Origin of the sequence: Rhodococcus sp. NPDC127593 (genome assembly GCF_042671975.1) — a bacterium.
In the GTDB taxonomy this organism is placed as follows: domain Bacteria; phylum Actinomycetota; class Actinomycetes; order Mycobacteriales; family Mycobacteriaceae; genus Rhodococcus_F.
Genome location: NZ_JBHXWI010000110.1, coordinates 1 through 18,983 on the forward strand (window position 1 = coordinate 1; position 18,983 = coordinate 18,983).

At 63.5% G+C, this 18,983-nt stretch carries 19 protein-coding genes and 4 pseudogenes; 13 read left to right on the plus strand and 10 right to left on the minus strand.

The window, feature by feature from the left end; genetic code table 11:
• Positions 1 to 46 precede the first annotated feature (46 nt).
• The 12 genes and pseudogenes from ACFVJ3_RS47370 to ACFVJ3_RS47425 all read left to right on the plus strand — a co-directional run bounded on the left by ACFVJ3_RS47370 (position 47) and on the right by ACFVJ3_RS47425 (position 7,615).
• Positions 47 to 1,249 (plus strand): NAD(P)/FAD-dependent oxidoreductase, encoded by a 1,203-nt coding sequence (locus ACFVJ3_RS47370; RefSeq protein WP_378458668.1) that lies wholly within the window; start codon positions 47 to 49, stop codon positions 1,247 to 1,249.
• A gap of 201 nt (positions 1,250 to 1,450) precedes the next feature.
• Complete coding sequence (locus ACFVJ3_RS47375; RefSeq protein ID WP_378458669.1) at positions 1,451 to 1,858, plus strand: hypothetical protein; 408 nt, start codon at positions 1,451 to 1,453, stop codon at positions 1,856 to 1,858.
• A gap of 99 nt (positions 1,859 to 1,957) precedes the next feature.
• The gene (locus ACFVJ3_RS47380) at positions 1,958 to 2,410 is read left to right on the plus strand and encodes a hypothetical protein (RefSeq protein ID WP_269591918.1); all 453 of its coding nucleotides are present in this window, start codon (positions 1,958 to 1,960) and stop codon (positions 2,408 to 2,410) included.
• Positions 2,410 to 3,069: a hypothetical protein gene (locus ACFVJ3_RS47385; RefSeq protein WP_378458670.1), complete on the plus strand. Its 660-nt coding sequence runs from the start codon at positions 2,410 to 2,412 to the stop codon at positions 3,067 to 3,069. The genes ACFVJ3_RS47380 and ACFVJ3_RS47385 overlap by 1 nt, the downstream gene beginning before the upstream one ends.
• Positions 3,070 to 3,079: 10 nt before the next feature.
• Complete coding sequence (locus tag ACFVJ3_RS47390; protein WP_378458671.1) at positions 3,080 to 3,613, plus strand: hypothetical protein; 534 nt, start codon at positions 3,080 to 3,082, stop codon at positions 3,611 to 3,613.
• A gap of 56 nt (positions 3,614 to 3,669) precedes the next feature.
• Positions 3,670 to 4,371, plus strand: coding sequence for a hypothetical protein (locus ACFVJ3_RS47395; protein WP_378458672.1), 702 nt, complete (start codon positions 3,670 to 3,672; stop codon positions 4,369 to 4,371).
• Entirely contained in the window at positions 4,368 to 5,015 is a 648-nt protein-coding gene (locus ACFVJ3_RS47400) for a hypothetical protein (RefSeq protein WP_378458673.1), read from the plus strand. The genes ACFVJ3_RS47395 and ACFVJ3_RS47400 overlap by 4 nt, the downstream gene beginning before the upstream one ends.
• 50 nt (positions 5,016 to 5,065) lie before the next feature.
• The gene (locus tag ACFVJ3_RS47405) at positions 5,066 to 5,590 is read left to right on the plus strand and encodes a hypothetical protein (protein WP_378458674.1); all 525 of its coding nucleotides are present in this window, start codon (positions 5,066 to 5,068) and stop codon (positions 5,588 to 5,590) included.
• A 50-nt stretch (positions 5,591 to 5,640) separates the two neighbouring features.
• Positions 5,641 to 5,895: pseudogene (locus ACFVJ3_RS47410) on the plus strand (MarR family transcriptional regulator); the annotation flags it as partial.
• A gap of 61 nt (positions 5,896 to 5,956) precedes the next feature.
• Positions 5,957 to 6,343 carry an ANTAR domain-containing protein gene (locus ACFVJ3_RS47415; RefSeq protein ID WP_378458675.1) on the plus strand — a complete coding sequence of 129 codons (387 nt, stop codon included), beginning with the start codon at positions 5,957 to 5,959 and terminating at the stop codon, positions 6,341 to 6,343.
• Complete coding sequence (locus ACFVJ3_RS47420) at positions 6,340 to 6,795, plus strand: hypothetical protein (protein WP_378458676.1); 456 nt, start codon at positions 6,340 to 6,342, stop codon at positions 6,793 to 6,795. The genes ACFVJ3_RS47415 and ACFVJ3_RS47420 overlap by 4 nt, the downstream gene beginning before the upstream one ends.
• A 110-nt stretch (positions 6,796 to 6,905) precedes the next feature.
• Positions 6,906 to 7,615, plus strand: a pseudogene (locus tag ACFVJ3_RS47425) (IS6 family transposase).
• A gap of 391 nt (positions 7,616 to 8,006) precedes the next feature.
• On the opposite strand, the gene ACFVJ3_RS47430 reads toward ACFVJ3_RS47425, so the two are convergent.
• Positions 8,007 to 9,272, minus strand: a complete 1,266-nt coding sequence (locus ACFVJ3_RS47430) for an MFS transporter (protein ID WP_378458677.1) — start codon at positions 9,270 to 9,272, stop codon at positions 8,007 to 8,009.
• A 413-nt stretch (positions 9,273 to 9,685) separates the two neighbouring features.
• Positions 9,686 to 10,741 carry an aldo/keto reductase gene (locus tag ACFVJ3_RS47435; protein ID WP_378458678.1) on the minus strand — a complete coding sequence of 352 codons (1,056 nt, stop codon included), beginning with the start codon at positions 10,739 to 10,741 and terminating at the stop codon, positions 9,686 to 9,688.
• A 92-nt stretch (positions 10,742 to 10,833) separates the two neighbouring features.
• On the opposite strand from ACFVJ3_RS47435, the gene ACFVJ3_RS47440 reads away from it, so the two are divergent.
• Positions 10,834 to 11,310: a winged helix-turn-helix transcriptional regulator gene (locus ACFVJ3_RS47440; protein ID WP_378458679.1), complete on the plus strand. Its 477-nt coding sequence runs from the start codon at positions 10,834 to 10,836 to the stop codon at positions 11,308 to 11,310.
• A gap of 51 nt (positions 11,311 to 11,361) precedes the next feature.
• On the opposite strand, the pseudogene ACFVJ3_RS47445 reads toward ACFVJ3_RS47440, so the two are convergent.
• From ACFVJ3_RS47445 to ACFVJ3_RS47480, 8 genes and pseudogenes are all read right to left on the minus strand, one after another.
• Positions 11,362 to 11,472, minus strand: a pseudogene (locus ACFVJ3_RS47445) (retinol dehydrogenase); the annotation flags it as partial.
• Between the two features lie 556 nt (positions 11,473 to 12,028).
• A pseudogene (locus ACFVJ3_RS47450) lies at positions 12,029 to 12,433 on the minus strand (transposase); the annotation flags it as partial.
• Between the two features lie 126 nt (positions 12,434 to 12,559).
• The gene (locus ACFVJ3_RS47455) at positions 12,560 to 12,706 is read right to left on the minus strand and encodes a DUF1059 domain-containing protein (RefSeq protein ID WP_378458680.1); all 147 of its coding nucleotides are present in this window, start codon (positions 12,704 to 12,706) and stop codon (positions 12,560 to 12,562) included.
• A gap of 105 nt (positions 12,707 to 12,811) precedes the next feature.
• Positions 12,812 to 13,633: a crotonase/enoyl-CoA hydratase family protein gene (locus ACFVJ3_RS47460; RefSeq protein WP_378458681.1), complete on the minus strand. Its 822-nt coding sequence runs from the start codon at positions 13,631 to 13,633 to the stop codon at positions 12,812 to 12,814.
• Between the two features lie 58 nt (positions 13,634 to 13,691).
• Positions 13,692 to 15,506, minus strand: coding sequence for an AMP-binding protein (locus ACFVJ3_RS47465; protein ID WP_378458682.1), 1,815 nt, complete (start codon positions 15,504 to 15,506; stop codon positions 13,692 to 13,694).
• A 14-nt stretch (positions 15,507 to 15,520) separates the two neighbouring features.
• Positions 15,521 to 16,702, minus strand: coding sequence for an acetyl-CoA C-acyltransferase (locus ACFVJ3_RS47470; RefSeq protein ID WP_378458685.1), 1,182 nt, complete (start codon positions 16,700 to 16,702; stop codon positions 15,521 to 15,523).
• 201 nt (positions 16,703 to 16,903) lie between these two features.
• Entirely contained in the window at positions 16,904 to 18,421 is a 1,518-nt protein-coding gene (locus ACFVJ3_RS47475; protein WP_378458683.1) for an aldehyde dehydrogenase family protein, read from the minus strand.
• 157 nt (positions 18,422 to 18,578) lie between these two features.
• Positions 18,579 to 18,983, minus strand: a 405-nt coding sequence (locus tag ACFVJ3_RS47480) for a GMC oxidoreductase (RefSeq protein ID WP_378458684.1), incomplete at its 5' end; no start/stop codon positions are given.

The window sequence follows — 18,983 nt, forward strand, 5'->3', positions numbered from 1 at the left end:
GCGGGATCAGCAAGATGATGGTCGTGCTGACGCCGAAGGCAGGTGCATGACTGCCGGACGCGCGATCATCGTCGGCGCGAGCCACGCGGGAGCGCAGCTCGCGGCAAGCTTGCGGCAAGAAGGCTGGACCGGCGAGGTCGTGATGATCGGCGACGAACCAGGACTGCCCTATCAGCGGCCCCCGCTGTCCAAGGCCTACCTGGCAGGCAAGAGCACCTTCGAGGAGCTGGCGATCCGCAGCGCTGACTTCTACGCCAAGCAGGAGATCCGACAGACCAAGGGGAGGGTGGTGGCCATCGACCGGTCCGCCCCACAGGTCGACCTGAGTACCGGGGAGTCACTCTCCTACGACAAGCTCGCCTTGTGCACGGGGGCGCGCCCCCGGCTCCTTCCTCTGCCGGGTGCTGATCTGCGTGACGTCTACTACCTGCGTACCGCTGCGGACATCGAGCTGATCCGAGCGGTCGCGACCCCGGGGCGTCGAGTGGTGATCATCGGCGGTGGATACATCGGGCTGGAGACCGCCGCGTCGATGAACACCCTGGGCCTGGACGTGACGGTGTTGGAGGCGGCTGACCGTGTCCTGCAGCGGGTGACCGCGCCCGAGGTCTCGGCGTTCTTCGAACGGATCCATCGCGAGGCCGGGGTGAACATCCGCACCGGCACGCAGGTGGACAGCCTCGCGGGTGACGGCCGAGTTCAGGAAGTGATCCTGGCGAGCGGGGAATCAGTTCCCGCCGACGTGGTCATCGTCGGTATCGGTGTCGAGCCGAATATCGAGCTCGCGGCCGAGGCGGGCCTGACCGTGGACGATGGCATCCTGATCGATCCGCAGGCGCGCACGAGCGATCCCGACATCGTGGCCGCTGGCGACTGCACCAGCCAGGACATGGCACGCTACGGCCGCCGCATCCGGTTGGAGTCGGTCGCGAGCGCAGCCGAACAGGCCAAGGTTGCCGCCGCGACGATGTGCGGGAAGTCGAAAGAGATCACCGCGCTGCCGTGGTTCTGGTCGGACCAGTTCGATCTGAAACTGCAGATCGCTGGGCTCAACACCGGATATGACGACATCGTTCTCAACGGCGACCCAACCACGGACCGCGACTTCAGCTGCTACTACCTGAAGCAAGGCGCCCTGATTGCCGCCGACTGTGTAAATCGCCCACGCGACTTCACGTTCAGCAAGCGAGCAATCACCCAGAACGTGCAGGTCGGGAGAGCAGACTTGATCGGCGCCGCCACAAACTGATGCGCCTGAACAGAGCAGTCACACTGGTCCGCCACAGTAGGTCGAGCTCTTTCTGGTGCACGAGGAAGCGTCTCCGACGGAAGTCACCCAGTGCCACGTTGCCCACCACGGGGGCAACTCAGCAGAAAGTTTCTGATCTTTCAGCTCCACCAGATACGACAACCCGTCTCGGCATCGCGCCGAAGCAAAAGGAGTTATCGCATGAGTTACCCGTTTTTCTCACAGGAATGGTGCGACGCCGCGAAAGCAGTGGCTAACGCCAACGAGGTGATGTACCAGGGTTTCAAGGATCCCGCGTCGTTCACCCACCTTATGGCCTTCGGCACCCTCGGCCGCGGGGACCTGGTCACCCATGTGGAATGGGAAGCGGGACAGATCGTTTCCTGGACCCCTGCCCAGTTCGACGAGAGCGATCTGTGGGCGATCATCGATGCGGCTCTGCCGACCTGGCGCGAATGTGCCGAGGGTGCGTCGGAGGGCAAGAAACTCCTGATGGCGGGGCAGTTGAAGCTGGTGAAGGGGCCGATCACCGTGGCGATCGAGAACGCGAACGCGTTCAACAGCTTCCTCCGGTCGTGGGGGCAGGTCGATACCGACTGGAACGTGTGACCCTCTCCGGCATCGCGTCGTGCGGGTCTCGCCTTCAGATCGAGGCGAGACCCGCACCGAAGTAGAGCATCACCCTTCTGCCCCTGAAAGGCCCCCGCCATGACAACTGTCGCTCCTACCGGGTATCCCGTCACCCTCTACGACGGGCCGGAAGCAAACGGCGTCGCCACCATCGTCGGCACGCTACTCGGTCAGAATTTCGAGAGTTTTCCCGAACGTGTGAAATTCGCGCGCAAGATTCCGCGGCCGATCACCATCGTCAGTACCGACACCGAGACCGCGTGCACCATCGTGTTGGGAACCGACGAGGCGGTGGTGTTCAACGATGTCGTCGGCCGGCCGAGCGTGACCGTCTATGCCACCGTCGACCAGATCCTCGACGTCTCACAGCTGCCGATGAAGGCGGGTGGGTTGATTCCGGTGGGCTTTTTCACCAATCGCGGCTGGCGGGTGCTCAAGGAGATCGCCACCCGCAAGCTCGTCATCAAGGGCCTGCTGACGCACACGGTGACGGCACTGCGGACCATTGCCCTTGTCTCGGTGGTCGACTGATGACCGCACTGTCCGGACGCAACCGTCACAGCACCGCAACGAGCTTCGATGATGCCCCCACCGATCCGCGTGGATGGCCGGTGCCGGACGCTCAGGGTGAGGTGCCCGAGCAGCCGGTCAGGGCATCGCGCAGAACGAACATTGCGCGCACGGTGGTGGTGGCCGCTTTGATTCCGCTCGGGGCGTTCTACCTCGCTCCCCGGGTGTACAACCTGACCGCGACGCCCTATCGGCTCGATCAGGCAGTGGTCTCGGCCAACAACTACAACCCGGCGTTGACCGAACTGGTCGAGCACGAGCAGGTGACGCTGTCGGCGTTCACGGCTCTGGACAAGATGGAGGCCGCGCTGGCCAGCGTGCACGCCACCGATGCCGCGGTCGACGCCGAACTGAAGACGTTGACCGGCCAGATCACCGGTGATCTCCAGGCCACCCTCGACCTTGCCGGCACGAATGTCACCGACCTTGTGACATCGCTGGATACCCTGACCGCGCACGTCAATTCGCTGCAATCGCCGGTCGACGGTGCCACCGGGGCGCTGGCCGGTAACACCGTCGCCATGGACGCCATTCTCGCCGACGCACGCTCGACCGCGGACAAGGTCCACAGCGCTCGCCTGTCGGCGGAAGAGTCCGCCAACGATCTGTCCGGAAAGTAGGAAACAAGCAGTGATTTTCTTCGGACGACGCGGCGGTCCCGCCCGCATGGTCCTGTCGATCGTGGCGGTCGGCGTGCTGAGCCTGTTCGCGTTCGTAATCTTCAACCTCAACAACCGCCTCGACAACCAGCAACAGGTGAACGTGACCAGCATCGCCGCGTCCGAGGACATCGTCGCCGTCAACGACAAGCTCACCGGGGAACTGCGGCAGCTGACCGAGCTGACGCACACCGCGCACAGTGCCCTCGACGCCACGGCGGCGTTGGGTCCGCTGTTGACCAGACTCGACGAGGCGATCAGCCCTGCCGCGCAGATGCTCTCGAGCAATACCGCCGGAGCCCAGATGACCAACGAGCAACTGGTCAACATCCAAGGGATTCTCGGTGAGGTGCAGAACACCGTCCTGCCGCTGGTGTCCTCGGCGCAGGCGTTCGGGGATCAGGGCACCCAACTCCTGGCCGTGGTGCAGGCCTTGGTCGCGGACCTGCGCAGTTCGGTGGCGTCGGTGCAGACCATCAACCAGATGCTGCCGCTCCCGGGCTGAGCACGAACGCCCGGTCCGGCCCCTTTCCCGTTCCTACTCCTGTTTGGACATACTCGATGAATCAGGGCTACGACCCTTCGCCCGGAGACTTCCCGGATCACCCCCGCGGTGGCCACGACGGGCCGGCCGCGTCGCCGAGGTGGCGGAAAGCGGCGCTGCGGCGGCGGACTGACGTGCCGACGTCGATGATCGCCACCTCCTCGGGGTTCGCGGTGGCCACCGAGTGGCTCGGCCGCGTCGCCGCGGTGCTGGCTGTCGTGCTGTTCGTCATGGTGATGATGACCATCCACAAGGGCCTGCAGGTGCAAGACAGCGCCCGCACCACCGTGGACAACTTCCGGATCACCAACGAATTCTTCTCCCAGCGCACCGATATGACCGCACCGGCGACCGCCCGAGCCCAGCTCGACGAGTTGACCGGCATCCTCACCCAACTCAACACCGCCGCCGCCGCGGATGTCGATCACCTTGCCGCGTTGCTGCCGGACGCGCAGGCGCTGGTCGCCGCCGGACAGGGCGACACCCAGATCGCGCAGCAGCTCGAGACGGTAGCCACCACGCTGCAAGGGTCGGCGGCGTCGCTGCACGAGATCTCGGCCAATGCCAACACCACCGTGTCCTCGGTCGACGGTGAACTGAGCCAGGCACTCGACCTGGTCAACCAACTCAACGCCGAATTGACCCGCACCAACAACAAACTCGCGTTGGTGCCTGCACAGGACGCCCTCATTCCCGCTCCAACCGGAGGACAGCGATGATCACGAAGAAACAATGGGTCACCGTCGTCCTCGCGGTCGGCGCCGCACCGGCGCTGGTCCTGTGTGCCGTCAACGGATTCGTTCCCGGACTCGCCGATCTGAAGGATCCGTTGGGCCGCCCCTCCGCGCTCAGCCAGGAACTGATCACCTCCGCCGGCCAGATGGACGAGCTGACGTCCATCTTCGTTCCCAAGCATGCGCAACTGTCCGTCGACATCCAGGCGCTCACCCCGCTCGCCGACGATCTGGAGACGCTGACCACCAAGGCGGGAGAGCTGCCCGGAAAGTCGATCACCGTCAACGACTCCACCCGGGACGTCAGCACCATCGCCGGGCCCTTGCCCGACCTGATTGCCGCTGTCACCGCGCACTCCGACCAGGCCGCCCCGACGGTCGGCGGGTTGTCCACCGCTGTCGGGTCGGTGACCACCCAACTCCAAGGCATCGAACAGAACCTGGGGACGGTGCAGGGCACCCTCGGTGAACTCGGCCCCCGAGGGTCGGCGATCGCGGCGACCCTGGCCAACATCGAGGAAGAAGCCCGGCACGTGCAGGCGTTCGGGCCCCTTCTTGCCGTAATAGGCCCGCCGGTCAACTCTTTGAACCTTCCGCCGCTGGGCGTGGCGCCCACCCCGACACCGTGACCTTGACTCTTTCGACGTCCGATCGAAATTGCGAGGGAGAGGACACCTTCATGTTCCGGCTTTCCTGGGCGATCGCCCTGGGCTTCACCATCGCCATGCTGGCGGGCATTCTGATTGTCACCCGCGACCTGAGCATTTCCAATGACATCTTCAAAGATGGTGTCGCCCAGGCAAGGATCGTGGACAACACCACCGACGAGGCGTTGGACGGAGCCGCGCAGCTGCCACCGGCGAACGAGTCCATCCATCAGGGCATGCCGCAGGTGGTCGGGGTAATCGACTCGTTGACCCGCGCCGACGCCACCCTGGGGTCCCTCGGTGACCAGCTGGGAGCCCTGTCGACCGCACTGCAAGCTGCCGACGCCCCGCTACGGGGCATTGTGGCCGCCGGCCAGGGCGCCACCGAACAGGCGAACGCCGCAGCCGGCCCCGCCGAGTCGGTCGCTGCCACCCTCGTCGAGGCCGACGCCAAGGCGCGTGCCCTCGGGCCGCTGCTCGACCAGACCCTCGCCCTGAGCCAGACCATCGACTCGAAACTGCGGATCTCGCTGATCCTGCCGGTCATCGGTAACTGAAAACCACCGCCAACCTCGCTTGGCAGCGGACCCGGAGGGAGGAGGAACCAATGAATACACGGCTGCACAGTGACGTCGGGTTCCTGCTCTCGTGTGCGAGCGGCCGCATCGTGCCGGGAACGAACGCCCTCGCTCCGACCGGTCTGCGCGCACGTGCGTACCTTTTGCTGCTGATCTGCAAACAACCGGCCGGTCTGACTCAGCGGGTCATCGCCGAATCGCTCGACCTCGATCCCAGCCAGATCGTCGCTCTGGTCCGGGACCTCGAACACAAGGGCCTCGTCACGTGGACGATGCACCCTACCGACCGGCGAAACAACCTGATCTGCAGCATAAAACAGGGGTCGGCGGGTCCTCGGCACGGCGGTGCAGCTGACCGCGAGCTTCTACACCGAGACACTCGCGCACCTTTCACCGCGGCATACCTCGACGTTGCGCCGGATGCTGACCGCGATCGTCCTCGACGACGCCCCCGGCGAGCACCTCGAGCACTGTGTCCCCGATTCGCCGCTGTCGGCGGTCGAGCGGGCCGTCGGCGCGTTGATGCTCGTCTACGGGATCCCCGCGGGACCGGCGTTCGACCTGCTCGTGCGGCGCGCTCAGGACACCGACGCCGCCCTCGGCGCGGTCGCCGAACAGATCGTGGCCCAGTCCGCCCCCTCTGCGGCCACCGTTACCGCGGTGCGGCGGGGATTCGATCCGCTGCTGGTCCCCGGTGATTCCGGATCGGAACGAAAGGACACCCGACGATGAGCACCCCCGTACGCGGCAGCACGCGCCGCCGCTCCCCGCACCCCGCACCCGACACCGACGCCAACACTGCGTCCTGCGGTGAAGTCGAGGGCGACCACCAGGTCCGTCGGCCTCGCCGCCATCACCAGCGCCGACGTATCGCGTGGCTTCGGCGGCAGGGATGGCAGGAACTTTCCGCCGAGGCGCAGGATTTCGCCGAGTTCGCCCTGAAGTGGGCGCCCTACGGGGGTCCTCCGGTCGAAGAAACCTTCCTGCGGTTCGGCATGACCAACACCCGATTCACCGAGCGACTGTGGCAGCTGGTGCACGACGGCAAGATCAGTAATGAACTGTCGGCGCGGTTCGCCGCCTCGTTCCCCACCCCGGGACAGCCGCAGACCAAATCGGTACCAAAACACCTCCGCGGCACCGCAGCACACCAACGCACCAGCCCGGCCGCGACCGCACAATGAAGCTTTCCACCCAGCCGTCACCTACGGCGACCCTGCACACCCTCTGTCTCATGCTCGCCTGGGCATCGTCAACTTGGCTGTGCGGGTGACCGCTGGGAGGATGGGCGACCGTGACCAGCGCAGATTCGTCGTACAAGGGCTTTCGCTACCCGAAGAAGATCATCAGCCCCGCAGTGTGGCTGTATCACCGCTTCGCGTTGAGCTTGCGTGACGTGCAGGAACTGATGTTCGAACGCGGCGTCGTGGTCTCGCACGAGACGATCCGGCAGTGGTGCGCGAAGTTCGGCCAGTCCTATGCCAATGAGCTGCGCCGCCGCAGGCCCCGCCCTGGCGACAAGTGGCACCTCGATGAAGTGTTCATCCCGATCAACGGCGAGCGGCTGTACTTGTGGCGCGCGGTCGACCAGGACGGTGTGGTGCTCGACATCCTCGTCCAGTCGCGTCGAAACGCCAAGGCTGCCAAGCAGTTCTTCCGTAAGCTGCTCAAGGGTCTCCGGTACGTGCCGCGGGTGCTCGTGACCGACAAGCTGGCCAGCTACCAGGTGGCGCACCGCGAGATGCTGGCCTCGGTCGAACATCGCCGGTCGAGTATCTGAACAATCGGGCCGAGAACTCGCATCAGCCGACTCGGCAACGGGAGCGCCGGATGAAGCGGTTCGCCTCACCCGGACAGGCGCAACGGTTCCTGTCCGCGTTCTCCGGCATCACGGGGCACTTCCAGCTGCGGCGGCACATGTTGTCGGCATCCGACTGGCGTCGCGAGATGACCGACCGCTTCGCGGTGTGGAGCGAAATCACCGCGACTGCCACCGCTGCCTGAACAACGCACCCAGCCTATAATTTCCGCCGTGACGAGCCCCAACCGCCTGAGCCGCTGCGGCTATCACTCAAGTTGACGATGCCTTGGAGTTGGCGCCCTACGAGTCCTATGCGGTAGCGGCTCTGAGCTTCTGAGCTGTCGTACACCAGAATCCCGCAACTGGTACAGACCGTGCGGGGGAAGAACTCAATGACGTTCGACTCCGGCAGCCAGCCACACCGGCGATATTCGGTGCGGTACTCGAGATATCGCGACCATCTGAAGTCAAGGTGCCACCCGCAGGACTGAACTCCAAGTAGCTGAACTCCCTCGATGAGCTGTGACCGCTAGGGGCGCAGATCGCCATCGATCTGTATCGTTTTTTAGATTCAGAAGATCGAGATCATGGTTCTCACGTGGGTTCCGCGTGGTAAGAATGTGCGATCCTTTCGCTGCGACGCTGAGTCTGCCAGGTAAGCGCGACGACGGTACCAGTCATGACCGTCAATGCGGCCGCTGCGATGAAGACGGCGATAGTCAAACCCCAGGAAGCTGCGACTGCGCCAATACCTAGCGCAGTACCGGCCTGCAGGACATAGACGACGAGATAGAGCAACGACATGGTTGCGCCGCGGTGTTCGATTGGAGCGCGGTCGTTGATCAAACCCAGCCCCCCGGTGAACGCACACGAATAACCGGCGCCGCCAATGACGCACCACACGAGGAACACCGCCAGTGAACCGCCGACGGACACGATAGCCATCACTGCCAGACTGATCAGTGTCAGGACTGCTCCTGTGTACACGGCAATGTGAGTCCGTAGCCGGGCCGACATCAACGCCGTAATTCCGATCGCGGCTGAGGACGAACCCAGAATCAGACCGGTTGTGAACACGTTGCTCTGCGGAGAGAATTGTCTGATCATCAGTGCCCCTATCGAGAGAAAAATCGCGCCAACACAGTAGGCCAGCGACACCGACAATGTCGCGGCTGCAAACGGCAATCGAAGTTCGGGGACAAGACGTACATGAGCAGGACGCCACCGCGGCGCTGACACCGGACGATCGCCGCCCAGCATCGCCAGCGCAACCAAGGTCCCTAACGAGAGGACGAGCAACAGTACGTAACTGACGACCAACGGAAATGGGGCGTACTGCACCAGAGCGCCGGCAGCGACCAACGCGGCGGTCAGACCCGTGGATGTCGCCACGGCAGCGGACGCACTGGCGTATCGCGGATGGGTCGATGGATTGTGTTCTACCAGGGCCGCACCGGCGGCGCCGATCGCCAGACCTGAACCTGCGCCTTGAAGGACACGGCCAGCGAACAACAAGCCAACATTCGGCGCCAGCGCGAATAGAGTCGCGGAACCGGCGATGAGCGCGATGCCCCACATCATGACTACTCGTCGACCGACCGCATCCGACAAGTTACCGAAGACCAGTAATGCCGCGATCAGAGCGAGCGGATAGGTTGCAAACACCGCGGTGATGGTGGCGGGCGACAAGCCCCACGCATCGACGTATAGAGGGTAAAGAACACTCGGGGCGCCGCTCGACCACAATGCGACACCCAACGCTGTCGCCGCCACGAAGAAATTGGCTCTACGCATAGCCTCTTTCCAACTTCGAAGGGAGCGTTCACAGGTGAAGACGAGGCGGACCTGGGCGTTGAACACCGAGACACCCGCGTCCCATCCCCCGGCGGGTCGCTCTCAGCGATCCACACATTGGCGCCCTCGGAGGCGGCCTCGTCGATGTAGGCGGTGGTGGTGCTGACTTACCCCTCTACGCCATTGCGGTCGCGATCGGTGCCCTCCTTCCCGTTGCCTGGGCTTCCTCCGCGTCATAGACCCGCACCAAGCTGATCCAGCGGCACGCCTCGCTTCCCGTCGCCGGACCGGACGCGGACGAACATCGGCCAGTGTCACGTCATCGCCGAGGCGGAAAGGTGCGGATTTCGCTTACGGCGGCCACGGTCCGGTCAACGAGATTCCCCCTGCGCCCCGTTCTCTTATTCCGCTGAGAAGCGGAAGTATGCATTGATCACGTGCTCCATTGAGGCCGACGGCCGGCCATCCGAAAGCACCAATCAGGCAACCGGCGGCACCGGATCGGCAATTTGCCCGGACTGTCCGCCTTGAAGCCGGTTCTTGGACGAGGCGTTCGCCTCGTGGGGGATACCGAGAGCAACCGCACTGACCTCGGTCAGAAGGTCGTACTGGTCAGGTGTGAGCGCTAGGCTCAGTGCGTCGAGGTAATCATCCAGCTGAGCGACATTGCGTGGTCCGATGATGGGCGTGGATGGGGTTGCCGATCGCCGCGCGCGCTCGTTGACCCATGCCGTAGCTACCTGGGCGGGAGTACGCCCGATCTGACCGGCAATAGCAACCACCGTGTCGACCACCGCTCGCTTCTGATCGTTGGATTCCGTGTGCACCAAGGTTTTCAGATCGGTAAGCCTTCCGTCGTCACTGTGACGGTACTTACCCGTCAGCAGGCCGCCACCGAGTGGTGACCACAGTGTGACACCCAAGCCGAGAGCCTGGGCCATCGGAAGCAACTCTCGATCGGCGGAACGTTCGACCAAGCTGTATTCGACCTGAATACCTGCAACCGGAGTCCACGCTGCTGCATCCGCCAGCGCCACCGCGTGGGCAACGCGCCACGCAGGAAAGTTCGAGAACGCCGCATGTAGGATCTTTCCCTGAGTGACGAGGTCGTCCAGCCCCCGCATGATCTCCTCGATAGGGGTCAGTGCGTCGGGGTAGTGCACCCAGAGGACATCGATGTAGTCGGTATCGAGGCGCCGCAAGCTGTCCTCTACTGAGGTGCGGAGGTTCTTACGGCTGTTTCCAGTGCGCGAGAGGGTGCCGCCGGGCTTGGCGCCGACTGTGAATTTTGTTGCAAGAACCAGATCATCTCGATCAGCGTGAACGAACTCACCGAGTAGCTCTTCAGATTGACCGAACTGATAGGCATCAGCCGTGTCGATGAAGTTTCCACCCGCCTCAACGAAGCGGTCGAAGATCTGCTTCGCCTCTTCACGTTCTGCGCCGGCACCCCATCCGGTCCCGAAGTTACCGGTGCCCAAGGCGTACTGAGACACCCTCAGTCCGGTGCGGCGGCCAAAAGTGGTGTAGCGCATGTTCACACTCCAAGAGATCAACACTGCTGACTTGTTATTTCGAAAGCTACATGGCGGACTTCGCTTTGGGAAGTCAGGGATATAATCGCTGAATGCCTTCTCGTTCCAAAGCTGTCGATGGCGCGTTCTCCAGTACCTGCGCGATCATCCGGAGTCTCGGAGTGCTCAGTGACACCTGGACTTTTCTGCTGCTGCGCGAAGCACTCCTGGGTAGGCGTACATACGCCGAGTTCGAGCAAAACCTCGGCATCGGCACGGCCGTGCTCGCTGATCGGTTAGCTCACCTAGTCGACTGCGGGGTGATGGAGAAGCTTCCCTATCGCATTCCGGGTCAGAGAGTCCGTCACGCGTATTCGCTGACGCCGGCAGGAAACGAGCTCAGGATCGTCCTTGCGGCGCTTCATCAATGGGGCGCGGAACACCTGGCATCGTCGACGCCGCTCGCACGACTTCCCCTCGATCGCGTAACGCATCGCCGACTCCGAGTGGCCCTTATCGATGATCAAGGTCAAACGGTCGATAGTCAAGCGATGGAATTTTTCCCGGAGTCGTTTGCTACGCCAGATTAATCTCGTGCGGATCGGGCCGGGTGCGATCATCAAGACAGGGATTCTCCATGGGCTCAATTCCATCCTGAGCGCGTCGCAGGGGGATTCGATTGCATACTTCGAAGCGCCATGCGTTCCGGTTCCCGAGGTGGTGATCAGGCTGCCGACCGAAAATGCGAACACGATTCGACCTTATGCCTCACGGATAGCTCGCAACGTTTGTGCACAGCGGGGATGCTGTAGCGCCACGTCAACGGGCATTGGTTTAGAGCAATTCTATTACTGGGAAGCGAAGCTTCTCAACGATCGTCGATTCCCAGCGCCGGAGGTCTCTCGTGTACGAGACCGTTACAGCGAGGAAGCTGCCCGCGGGCTGTATGCGCATTGGGTGGAAGGTCACCGGGCTGTGCAAACCGAGGCATCGTCATCAGGAGTTCCTCGTCTTCCTCAAACACCTCGCCCGCGCCTCCAGTCCTTCACGGTCACGGCGTCACCATTCTCCAGTGGGCCCGCCAACACCATCATCCGCGCCCGCTGCGCCAAATCCGCACGCACCGACTTCGACCGCGCCAACGCGGTCAGCACATCCCGATCTCCGTCACGCAACACCAAAGGAGCAGCTCGCATACCTCATTGTCTCAAACAAGACCGTCAAAGTACTTACCCCACGCCGCACTAGCGGTTCAACCGGACGATGCTCGAGGACTGGGCCTACGCCCAGGAGTACCACTCCGAGACCGAACGCGCAGCCGCCGCTGTAGACGATCCCTTGCCGCAGCAGGACGTGAGTGAGGCGGTGTTGCGCGGAGACCTAATCCCCTCGGCAGTCTTCCCTCGCGCGCACCAGATCACGAGCTGATTCCCGTTCGACGCTCGGAATGGAAACTGCCACAATTGAACTCAGATGAAGCAACCTCGCCAGGTGGCGGGCATCGCCTGCATCGGTCTTGATGCGATCGCCGGAGGGACGCTGAATCTTCGACGGTACTGCCGCCGTGCACCCCACGCCGGCGGCCAACAAGAAACGGGCCCGACCGAAACCTGTCGGGCCCGCCTCATAGACGACGTTCACAGTCCCTGGCAGCGAACGGGTCCACTCCAGGATCTCGTTGTAGTTGGGCGAAAGACGACTTTCGAAGAGTTTCGCCGGCCCAGGCCTCCATACCGTCTGCCCCGCCTGGCTACATCACTACAATCGTCACCGCGGCCACACCGAACTCAAAGGCAAGTCACCAACCGACTGCGTGCCCAACCTGTCCGGACAGAACACCTAGGTCGCGATGAAGAGGATTGCCTCCCGGTCGTAGTCCAGGCCCGGATGCGCCTCGGCCAGGTGCGCCCGAACCTGGGCCACGAGGGCGTCCTCATCGGCAGCTGCGAAGTCTTCGCCACAGGGACATGTCAGTTGAGTCTTCATCGGTCGTCCTCCTTGATGATGTCGAGACCGGCGACGATCTCGCCGACAGCGACGCCACGAACGTTGCGAGTGGCCATCGCACTCCTCGATCGATACCCGCTGGGCTCAAGATCCGGTGTAGTTGCCAGCGCGACGCTCGATGAAGGATACGACGCCCTCCGCGGCATCCTCAGTCTGCAGGATGACGGGTCGCCGCTCGAGGAGATCCTCAATAGCATCTCGGGGATTATCGTAGAACGCCTTCCGGCCGACAGCGAGCGTGGCCCGGACGCCTTGCGGTGCAGCCGCCGCAATCATCGTCGCGATCTCTACTGCTCGCTCGGTGAGCTTTTCGGGAGGGACGACCTCCTGAATCAGGCCGATGCGCAGCGCCTCGCTCGCTGACAGCAACTCCCCGGTGAGAAGATATCGCTGGGCGTTCCCCCAACCGACGCGCTGAGGCCAGCGCACGACGCCGCCTCCGAAGGCGAACAACCCTCGAGTGGTTTCGGGTTGACCCAGCACAGTGCCTTCGGCGGCCAGGATGATGTCGCCCGCGAGCGCCAGTTCCATGCCGCCCGCGAAGCACATGCCATGAACCGCGGAGACGACAGGCTTGGACAAGGTCTTCCCGCTCAGCTGGAACGGATCGTACTCCTCGTCGGTGTACTCCAGTTCGCCACGATCGCTCGCATCCTTCAACAGCGTCAGATCGGCGCCTGCGGAGAAGGCGGCGCCATGCCCGTAGAGCACCGCGCAGCGCAGGGTATCGTCGGCCTCGTACTTCCGGTACGCCTCGGCGATGTCACGAAATATCTTCGGAGAGAGCGCATTACGCTTCGTAGGGCGATCCAACCCGATCAGGAAGATCCCGCCGCGCTTCTCCACAGTCACGCCGCCGAGATCCTCCCCTTGGGAGGGAGGCGCGCTGTTGGTGTTGGTAGTCATCTCTGGTTCTCCTTCAATTTCGACGTCATTTGACAACCGGCTGCGCGGATGCGCGTGGTCAAAGGCTCGCTGTCGAGGTTGTTGGGTTGGCGTCGATAGCGATCGACTTGAGGCATGAGAGCGCCTCGATACGCACTCTGAGGAAATCGAGTGCGCGCTGCGAGGCACCAGTGACAGTCAGCGCACCGACGTAGGCGTCGCCCTCCTCGACGAGGCTGAGGCGGTACTCGACGAAGGGGCCGCGCAGTGCTGTTCTCACCTCGTTCTCGATGGCTCGCCGCCCGGCAAGCCGACGTAGCTCTACTTTCGACGTCTTGCCCACCGTCGTCGTCGGCATCTGGTCGACGACGACGATCTCGATGGGGGCTGCGGCAGGATCGCCAACCCGTTCCTTGCACCACGACAGCGCCGTAGCCGTATCGAATCCCTCGACCCCGGCACGGAGCTGCACGTACGCGATCGGGACTTCGCCTGCGTACGGATCGGGCCGTCCCACCACGGCGACGAATTGCACAGCTTCGTGAGAGGCCAGCACCTCCTCGACACCGGCCGGATCGATTCCGTGCCCACTGCGCTTGATCAGATCCTTGGCACGGCCCGTGATCGAGAGCCAGCCCTCTTCGTCGACCGCACCCAGATCACCGGTGTTCAACCAGCCGCCCTCGAGCAGCACCCCATCGTTGCGGGCGGCGTCCTTGTATCCAGGGAAGATGTTCGGGCCGCGAAGGAGAACCAGGCCCGACTCTCCTGGGACGCATACCCGCGCTGCGAGCGGATCGTCAGCGTCCTTGTCGACCACTCGAATCTCGCACCCGGGAAGGGCCGGCCCCACGGTGCCCGGCTTGATTGACGAGTCGAATGGGGTCAGGGTGCTGAGGCACGTCCCTTCGGTCAGACCGTATCCGACTACAGGAAGCGCGCCTGTCTTGTCGCGCCAGCGTTGAGACAACGCTGCCGAGACCGGAGCCGCACCGACCAGCGCGCGAAGGCCTCTCGCGGTGTCGGCCGACACCGGCAGTTCGATCAGTCCGGAGAGCACCGTTGGCACGCACATGATCATGTCCGCCCGGTACTTCTCGACAATGTCCCAGATCCCCGCCAGCACGCGAGGATTTCGGAAGCCGAGCCGACCGGCCATGACGATTGCCTTGCCCGCTCCAAGAGGCCCCAGCGAGCACACGATGACCCCAGCGACGTGGTACAGCGGCGTTCCCAGGATCAGCGCGTTGCTTCCAGGAACTCCGCATCTCGCCGCGATATCGCCGGCATTGATGACCTGGTTGGCGTGGGTGTGCAACGCCAACTTGGGGGTCCCTGTCGTGCCGCCGGTGTGGAAGTAGGCAGCTATATCGCTGCTGCTCGGTCTGGTGCATTCCAGCCGTCCGGCGTTGGCCTCGCTCATCAACAGCGACCACGAGACCGCGTCCGAATCTGCGTCGTCGTCGATGACGATCGTTGTGGTGATCGATGAGACCGCGCGGCGGGCCTGCTGGACCTTTTCCCACACCTCAGGATCGGAGGGGCCTTGGGCAACCAGAACCTTGGTCTGCGCCGCTTTGAGTATCTCAATGATCTGTTCGACGTTGAGATAGGAGTTGATGGGATTGGCGATGCCGACAGCCTCGGCCCCCCAGAGCGCCACTTGGGTCTCGGGAAGATTGGGCAGCAACAGTGAGACGGTGTCGGATCGGCCGACACCGAGACTGTGGAACATGTTCGCCGCGCGTGTGATGTCCGCGTAGAGCTCGCCAAACGTCCATCGTCGCTCGCCTCCGTCGACGGTCCCGTCTTCTAGAAAGACCAAGGCGTCGGCGTCGGGGTCGCGCACTGCGGACGCTTCGATGAGTCCGTATGTCGTCAAGAGATCGGTCATGGTCTCCGCTAACCTCAGGCGACTTCGAACAGGCCTGCGGCGCCCATTCCGGTCGCTGCGCACATTGTGACCACGACGTACTTCACGCCGCGCCGCCTGCCCTCGATCAGGGCGTGGCCTGCCATTCGAGCTCCGCTCATGCCATAGGGATGACCGATCGAAATCGCCCCCCCGTTCACGTTGAGCTTGTCGTTGGGAATCCCCAAGGTGTCGCGACAGTGCAGAACCTGGACTGCGAAGGCCTCGTTCAGCTCCCACAAGCCGATGTCGTCCATCTTCACTCCCGTTTGCTCCAAGAGCTTCGGAACGGCGAAGATCGGCCCAATGCCCATCTCGTCAGGCTCCAACCCCACCGCTACATAACCCCGGAAGTAACCGAGCGGCTCGATCCCGCGGTCCTCAGCCAACTGAGCGTTCATCACGATGCACGCCGACGCGCCATCCGAGAACTGGCTGGCGTTGCCGGCGGTCACGCAGGCATCATCACCTTTGACCGGCGTCAACTTGCTGAGGTCCTCGATCGTCGTCCCAGGCCGGTTCCCCTCGTCCTGGTTCAGCGTCACCTCCGCGAAGCTGACCTCGCCGGTCTTCCGATCGACGATCTTCTTCGTCGTGGTCAGCGGGACGATCTCATCGTCGAACCGGCCCGCTGCCTGCGCCTCGGCGGTCCGCTGCTGACTCTGCAGCGCGTACTCGTCCTGTGCCGCACGCGATCCGCCGTAACGCTGGTGGACAACCTCCGCTGTCTCGAGCATGTGCATGTACAGGTTAGGCCGACGTTCGGCGACGTACGGCTCTTCGACCCAGAACGGGTAGTCGGGCGTCTGAACGAGACTGATTGACTCAACGCCTCCTGCGGCGACCACATCAAGGTGCTCGTTGCGGACCTTGTGCGACGCCACAGCGATCGCCTCCAGTCCCGAGGCGCAGAACCGTTGGACCGTCAGACCCGGAGCAGTGACCGGCACGTCGGCGCGGGCACCGATGTATCGAGCGAGGCCAGGACCGGTGACGCCGTGAGGCATGGCAGTGCCGAACACGATGTCCTCGATCTCACCAGGATCGATCCCTGCGCGGTCGATCGCGTGGCGCAGAACATGGCCTCCCATGGTCGCCCCATGGGTGTCGTTGAACGCACCGCGAAACGCCTTGCCGATGGGCGTGCGAGCGGTCGAGACGATGGCTGCTTCTCTCATCTTGACTAAACTTCCGTTCTTTTGGGGGATTGAGTTCTGAACCGATGGGCGTCGCAGAGCCACGACATCGGAGGGTTGCGGCATGTTGCTCCGAAGCAGCTGAGCGAACGCCATGGAAGGAAAGCCTGCTTCGTTCCTGTCCATCACTGCTCCCAGAGATCGCGACAGCCGCACCTTCAAGTAGGGCGAGTCGAATGACAATCAGCTCGGGATATGCTCGCCGAGAGTCTTCTTGCCGCCGTGCAGGAGTGTGATGAGCTTGGCGGCCTTGGCGTCGGTCTTCTTATCGCGGGTGAACGACGTCAGCGCCATCGCCGGGCGGAACTTCTGCCGGGTGATCGCCTTGGCAAAGGTGAACTCCTTGAGGCCGTCGGGACCATGGATGCGACCGAAGCCCGACTGCCCCACACCGCCGAAGGGCAGCGACGCCACGCCGATGAAGGCCATGACGGCATTGACCGACGTCATGCCCGAGCGGATCCGGCGGGCGATCTTGACGCCGTTCTTCTTGGCGAAGACCGTGCCGGCGAGGCCATAATTGGTGGCATTGGCCAGCTCGATCGCCTCGTCCATGCTCTTGACCGGGTTGATCGTCAGGGTCGGCCCGAAGGTCTCCTCGGTGATCGCGGTCGAGTTCTCCGGTACGTGGGTCAGGATCGTCGGCTGGACGAACCTCTCGCCAACGGCCTGGGAGCCGCCCAGGCGCACCGTCGCGCCCTTGGCGATCGCATCGTCGATGTGGCTCCTGATGACGCCGATCTGCTTGGGCATCGTGATGGGGCCGAGCTTGGATCCGTCGTCGTCACCGGCCCTCAGGCCCTTGGCCTGATCCAGGAGCTCGGACACGAAGGAGTCGAAGACCTTCTCGTGGACGTAGATGCGCTCGACGCCGATACAGGTCTGGCCCGCATTCGACATCGAACCCCACAGGGCCGCATCTGCCGCGGCCTTGAGGTCAGCGTCCTGGTCGATGATGAAGGCGTCCTTGCCGCCGGCCTCGATGATGACGGGGGTGAGGTTCTCGGCGCAGGCGGCCATGACCTTCTTGCCCGTGGCGCCCGAGCCGGTGAAGGCGAGCTTGTCGACATCGGCCTTACACAGGGCGGCACCGGTCTCGCCGAGGCCCGTCACGACCTGGAAGACATCGCGTCCGGCTACGACCTCTTTGAACGTGTCGGCAAGCCACTGGCCGACGGCCGGCGTGTACTCGCTTGGCTTGAAGACGACGGCGTTACCCGCCGCCAGGGCATACGCGATCGAGCCCATGGGCGTCAAGACCGGGTAGTTCCACGGTCCGATGACCCCGATGACGCCGAGCGGCTGGTATTCGACCGTGGACGCCTGATTGATCATCAAGAAGCCGGAACTGACCTTCTTGGGACTGAGGACCTTCTTGGCGTGCTTGGCCGCCCAAGCGATGTGGTCGATCGCCAGGATGATCTCGAGCTGGGCATCGCCAAGTGGTTTGCCGGTTTCGAGGTGCGAGATCTCCATGAGCTGGTCAATGCGCCTTGTGATGACGCTCTTCCAGGTCTGGAGATATTTGGCGCGCTCGTTGAATGTCATTGCCCCCCACCAGGAGGCGGCCTCACGGGCACGCGCGACTACAGCGTCGACCTCTTCGGCAGAGGTGACGGGATGGAGGCCGACGACATCACCGTTTGCCGGGTTGAGCGATTCGAACGTCGCTCCGCTCGAGGTGTTGATCGTGGCGGTCATGATGCTCCTTTGATGAGATCGGCGGCCTTCTCGCCGATCATGATGGTCGGCGCGCTGGTGTTGCCACACCGCACGCGCGGCATGAGAGAGACATCGGCAACGCGAAGGCCCTCGACGTGCTGTGGGTCATGCATAACAACGACTTCCTGGTTCCTGATCAGGATTTCTGCTTCACGAAGTCGGCGACGCGTTCGCCGATCAGGATCGACGGTGCGTTGGTGTTGCCGCGGGTGATGCTCGGCATGACCGACGCGTCGGCGACTCGCAGGTTGTCGAAGCCCAGCACCTTCAGCTGCGGGTCGACGACGGCGCCGATGGCGCAGGTCGAGGTCGGGTGATAGAGGGTCTGGCCGACTTGCTGCGCGAACGCGAGCAGGTCGGCGTCGCTCGTTCCGTCGGGCGTGACGAATTCGCCGGTGATGACGGACTTGAGTGCGGGCTGATCAGCCAGGTTGAGGGCGATGCGGATGCCGTCGATGATCGTCTGCCGGTCCTCGGGAGTCGACAGGTAGTTGTGCAGGATGCGGGGGGCCGTCGCCGGGTCCGCCGTGCGGAGCGTCAC

What these genes read in the sequence shown, in the direction of transcription:
- ACFVJ3_RS47470 (WP_378458685.1), bottom strand. Translation starts at nt 16,702, where the DNA reads ATGAGAGAAGCAGCCATCGTCTCGACCGCTCGCACGCCCATCGGCAAG.
- ACFVJ3_RS47380 (WP_269591918.1), top strand. Translation starts at nt 1,958, where the DNA reads ATGACAACTGTCGCTCCTACCGGGTATCCCGTCACCCTCTACGACGGG.
- ACFVJ3_RS47370 (WP_378458668.1), top strand. Translation starts at nt 47, where the DNA reads ATGACTGCCGGACGCGCGATCATCGTCGGCGCGAGCCACGCGGGAGCG.
- ACFVJ3_RS47440 (WP_378458679.1), top strand. Translation starts at nt 10,834, where the DNA reads ATGCCTTCTCGTTCCAAAGCTGTCGATGGCGCGTTCTCCAGTACCTGC.
- ACFVJ3_RS47405 (WP_378458674.1), top strand. Translation starts at nt 5,066, where the DNA reads ATGTTCCGGCTTTCCTGGGCGATCGCCCTGGGCTTCACCATCGCCATG.
- ACFVJ3_RS47475 (WP_378458683.1), bottom strand. Translation starts at nt 18,421, where the DNA reads ATGACCGCCACGATCAACACCTCGAGCGGAGCGACGTTCGAATCGCTC.
- ACFVJ3_RS47460 (WP_378458681.1), bottom strand. Translation starts at nt 13,633, where the DNA reads ATGACTACCAACACCAACAGCGCGCCTCCCTCCCAAGGGGAGGATCTC.
- ACFVJ3_RS47400 (WP_378458673.1), top strand. Translation starts at nt 4,368, where the DNA reads ATGATCACGAAGAAACAATGGGTCACCGTCGTCCTCGCGGTCGGCGCC.
- ACFVJ3_RS47455 (WP_378458680.1), bottom strand. Translation starts at nt 12,706, where the DNA reads ATGAAGACTCAACTGACATGTCCCTGTGGCGAAGACTTCGCAGCTGCC.
- ACFVJ3_RS47395 (WP_378458672.1), top strand. Translation starts at nt 3,670, where the DNA reads ATGAATCAGGGCTACGACCCTTCGCCCGGAGACTTCCCGGATCACCCC.
- ACFVJ3_RS47465 (WP_378458682.1), bottom strand. Translation starts at nt 15,506, where the DNA reads ATGACCGATCTCTTGACGACATACGGACTCATCGAAGCGTCCGCAGTG.
- ACFVJ3_RS47420 (WP_378458676.1), top strand. Translation starts at nt 6,340, where the DNA reads ATGAGCACCCCCGTACGCGGCAGCACGCGCCGCCGCTCCCCGCACCCC.
- ACFVJ3_RS47435 (WP_378458678.1), bottom strand. Translation starts at nt 10,741, where the DNA reads ATGCGCTACACCACTTTTGGCCGCCGCACCGGACTGAGGGTGTCTCAG.
- ACFVJ3_RS47385 (WP_378458670.1), top strand. Translation starts at nt 2,410, where the DNA reads ATGACCGCACTGTCCGGACGCAACCGTCACAGCACCGCAACGAGCTTC.
- ACFVJ3_RS47375 (WP_378458669.1), top strand. Translation starts at nt 1,451, where the DNA reads ATGAGTTACCCGTTTTTCTCACAGGAATGGTGCGACGCCGCGAAAGCA.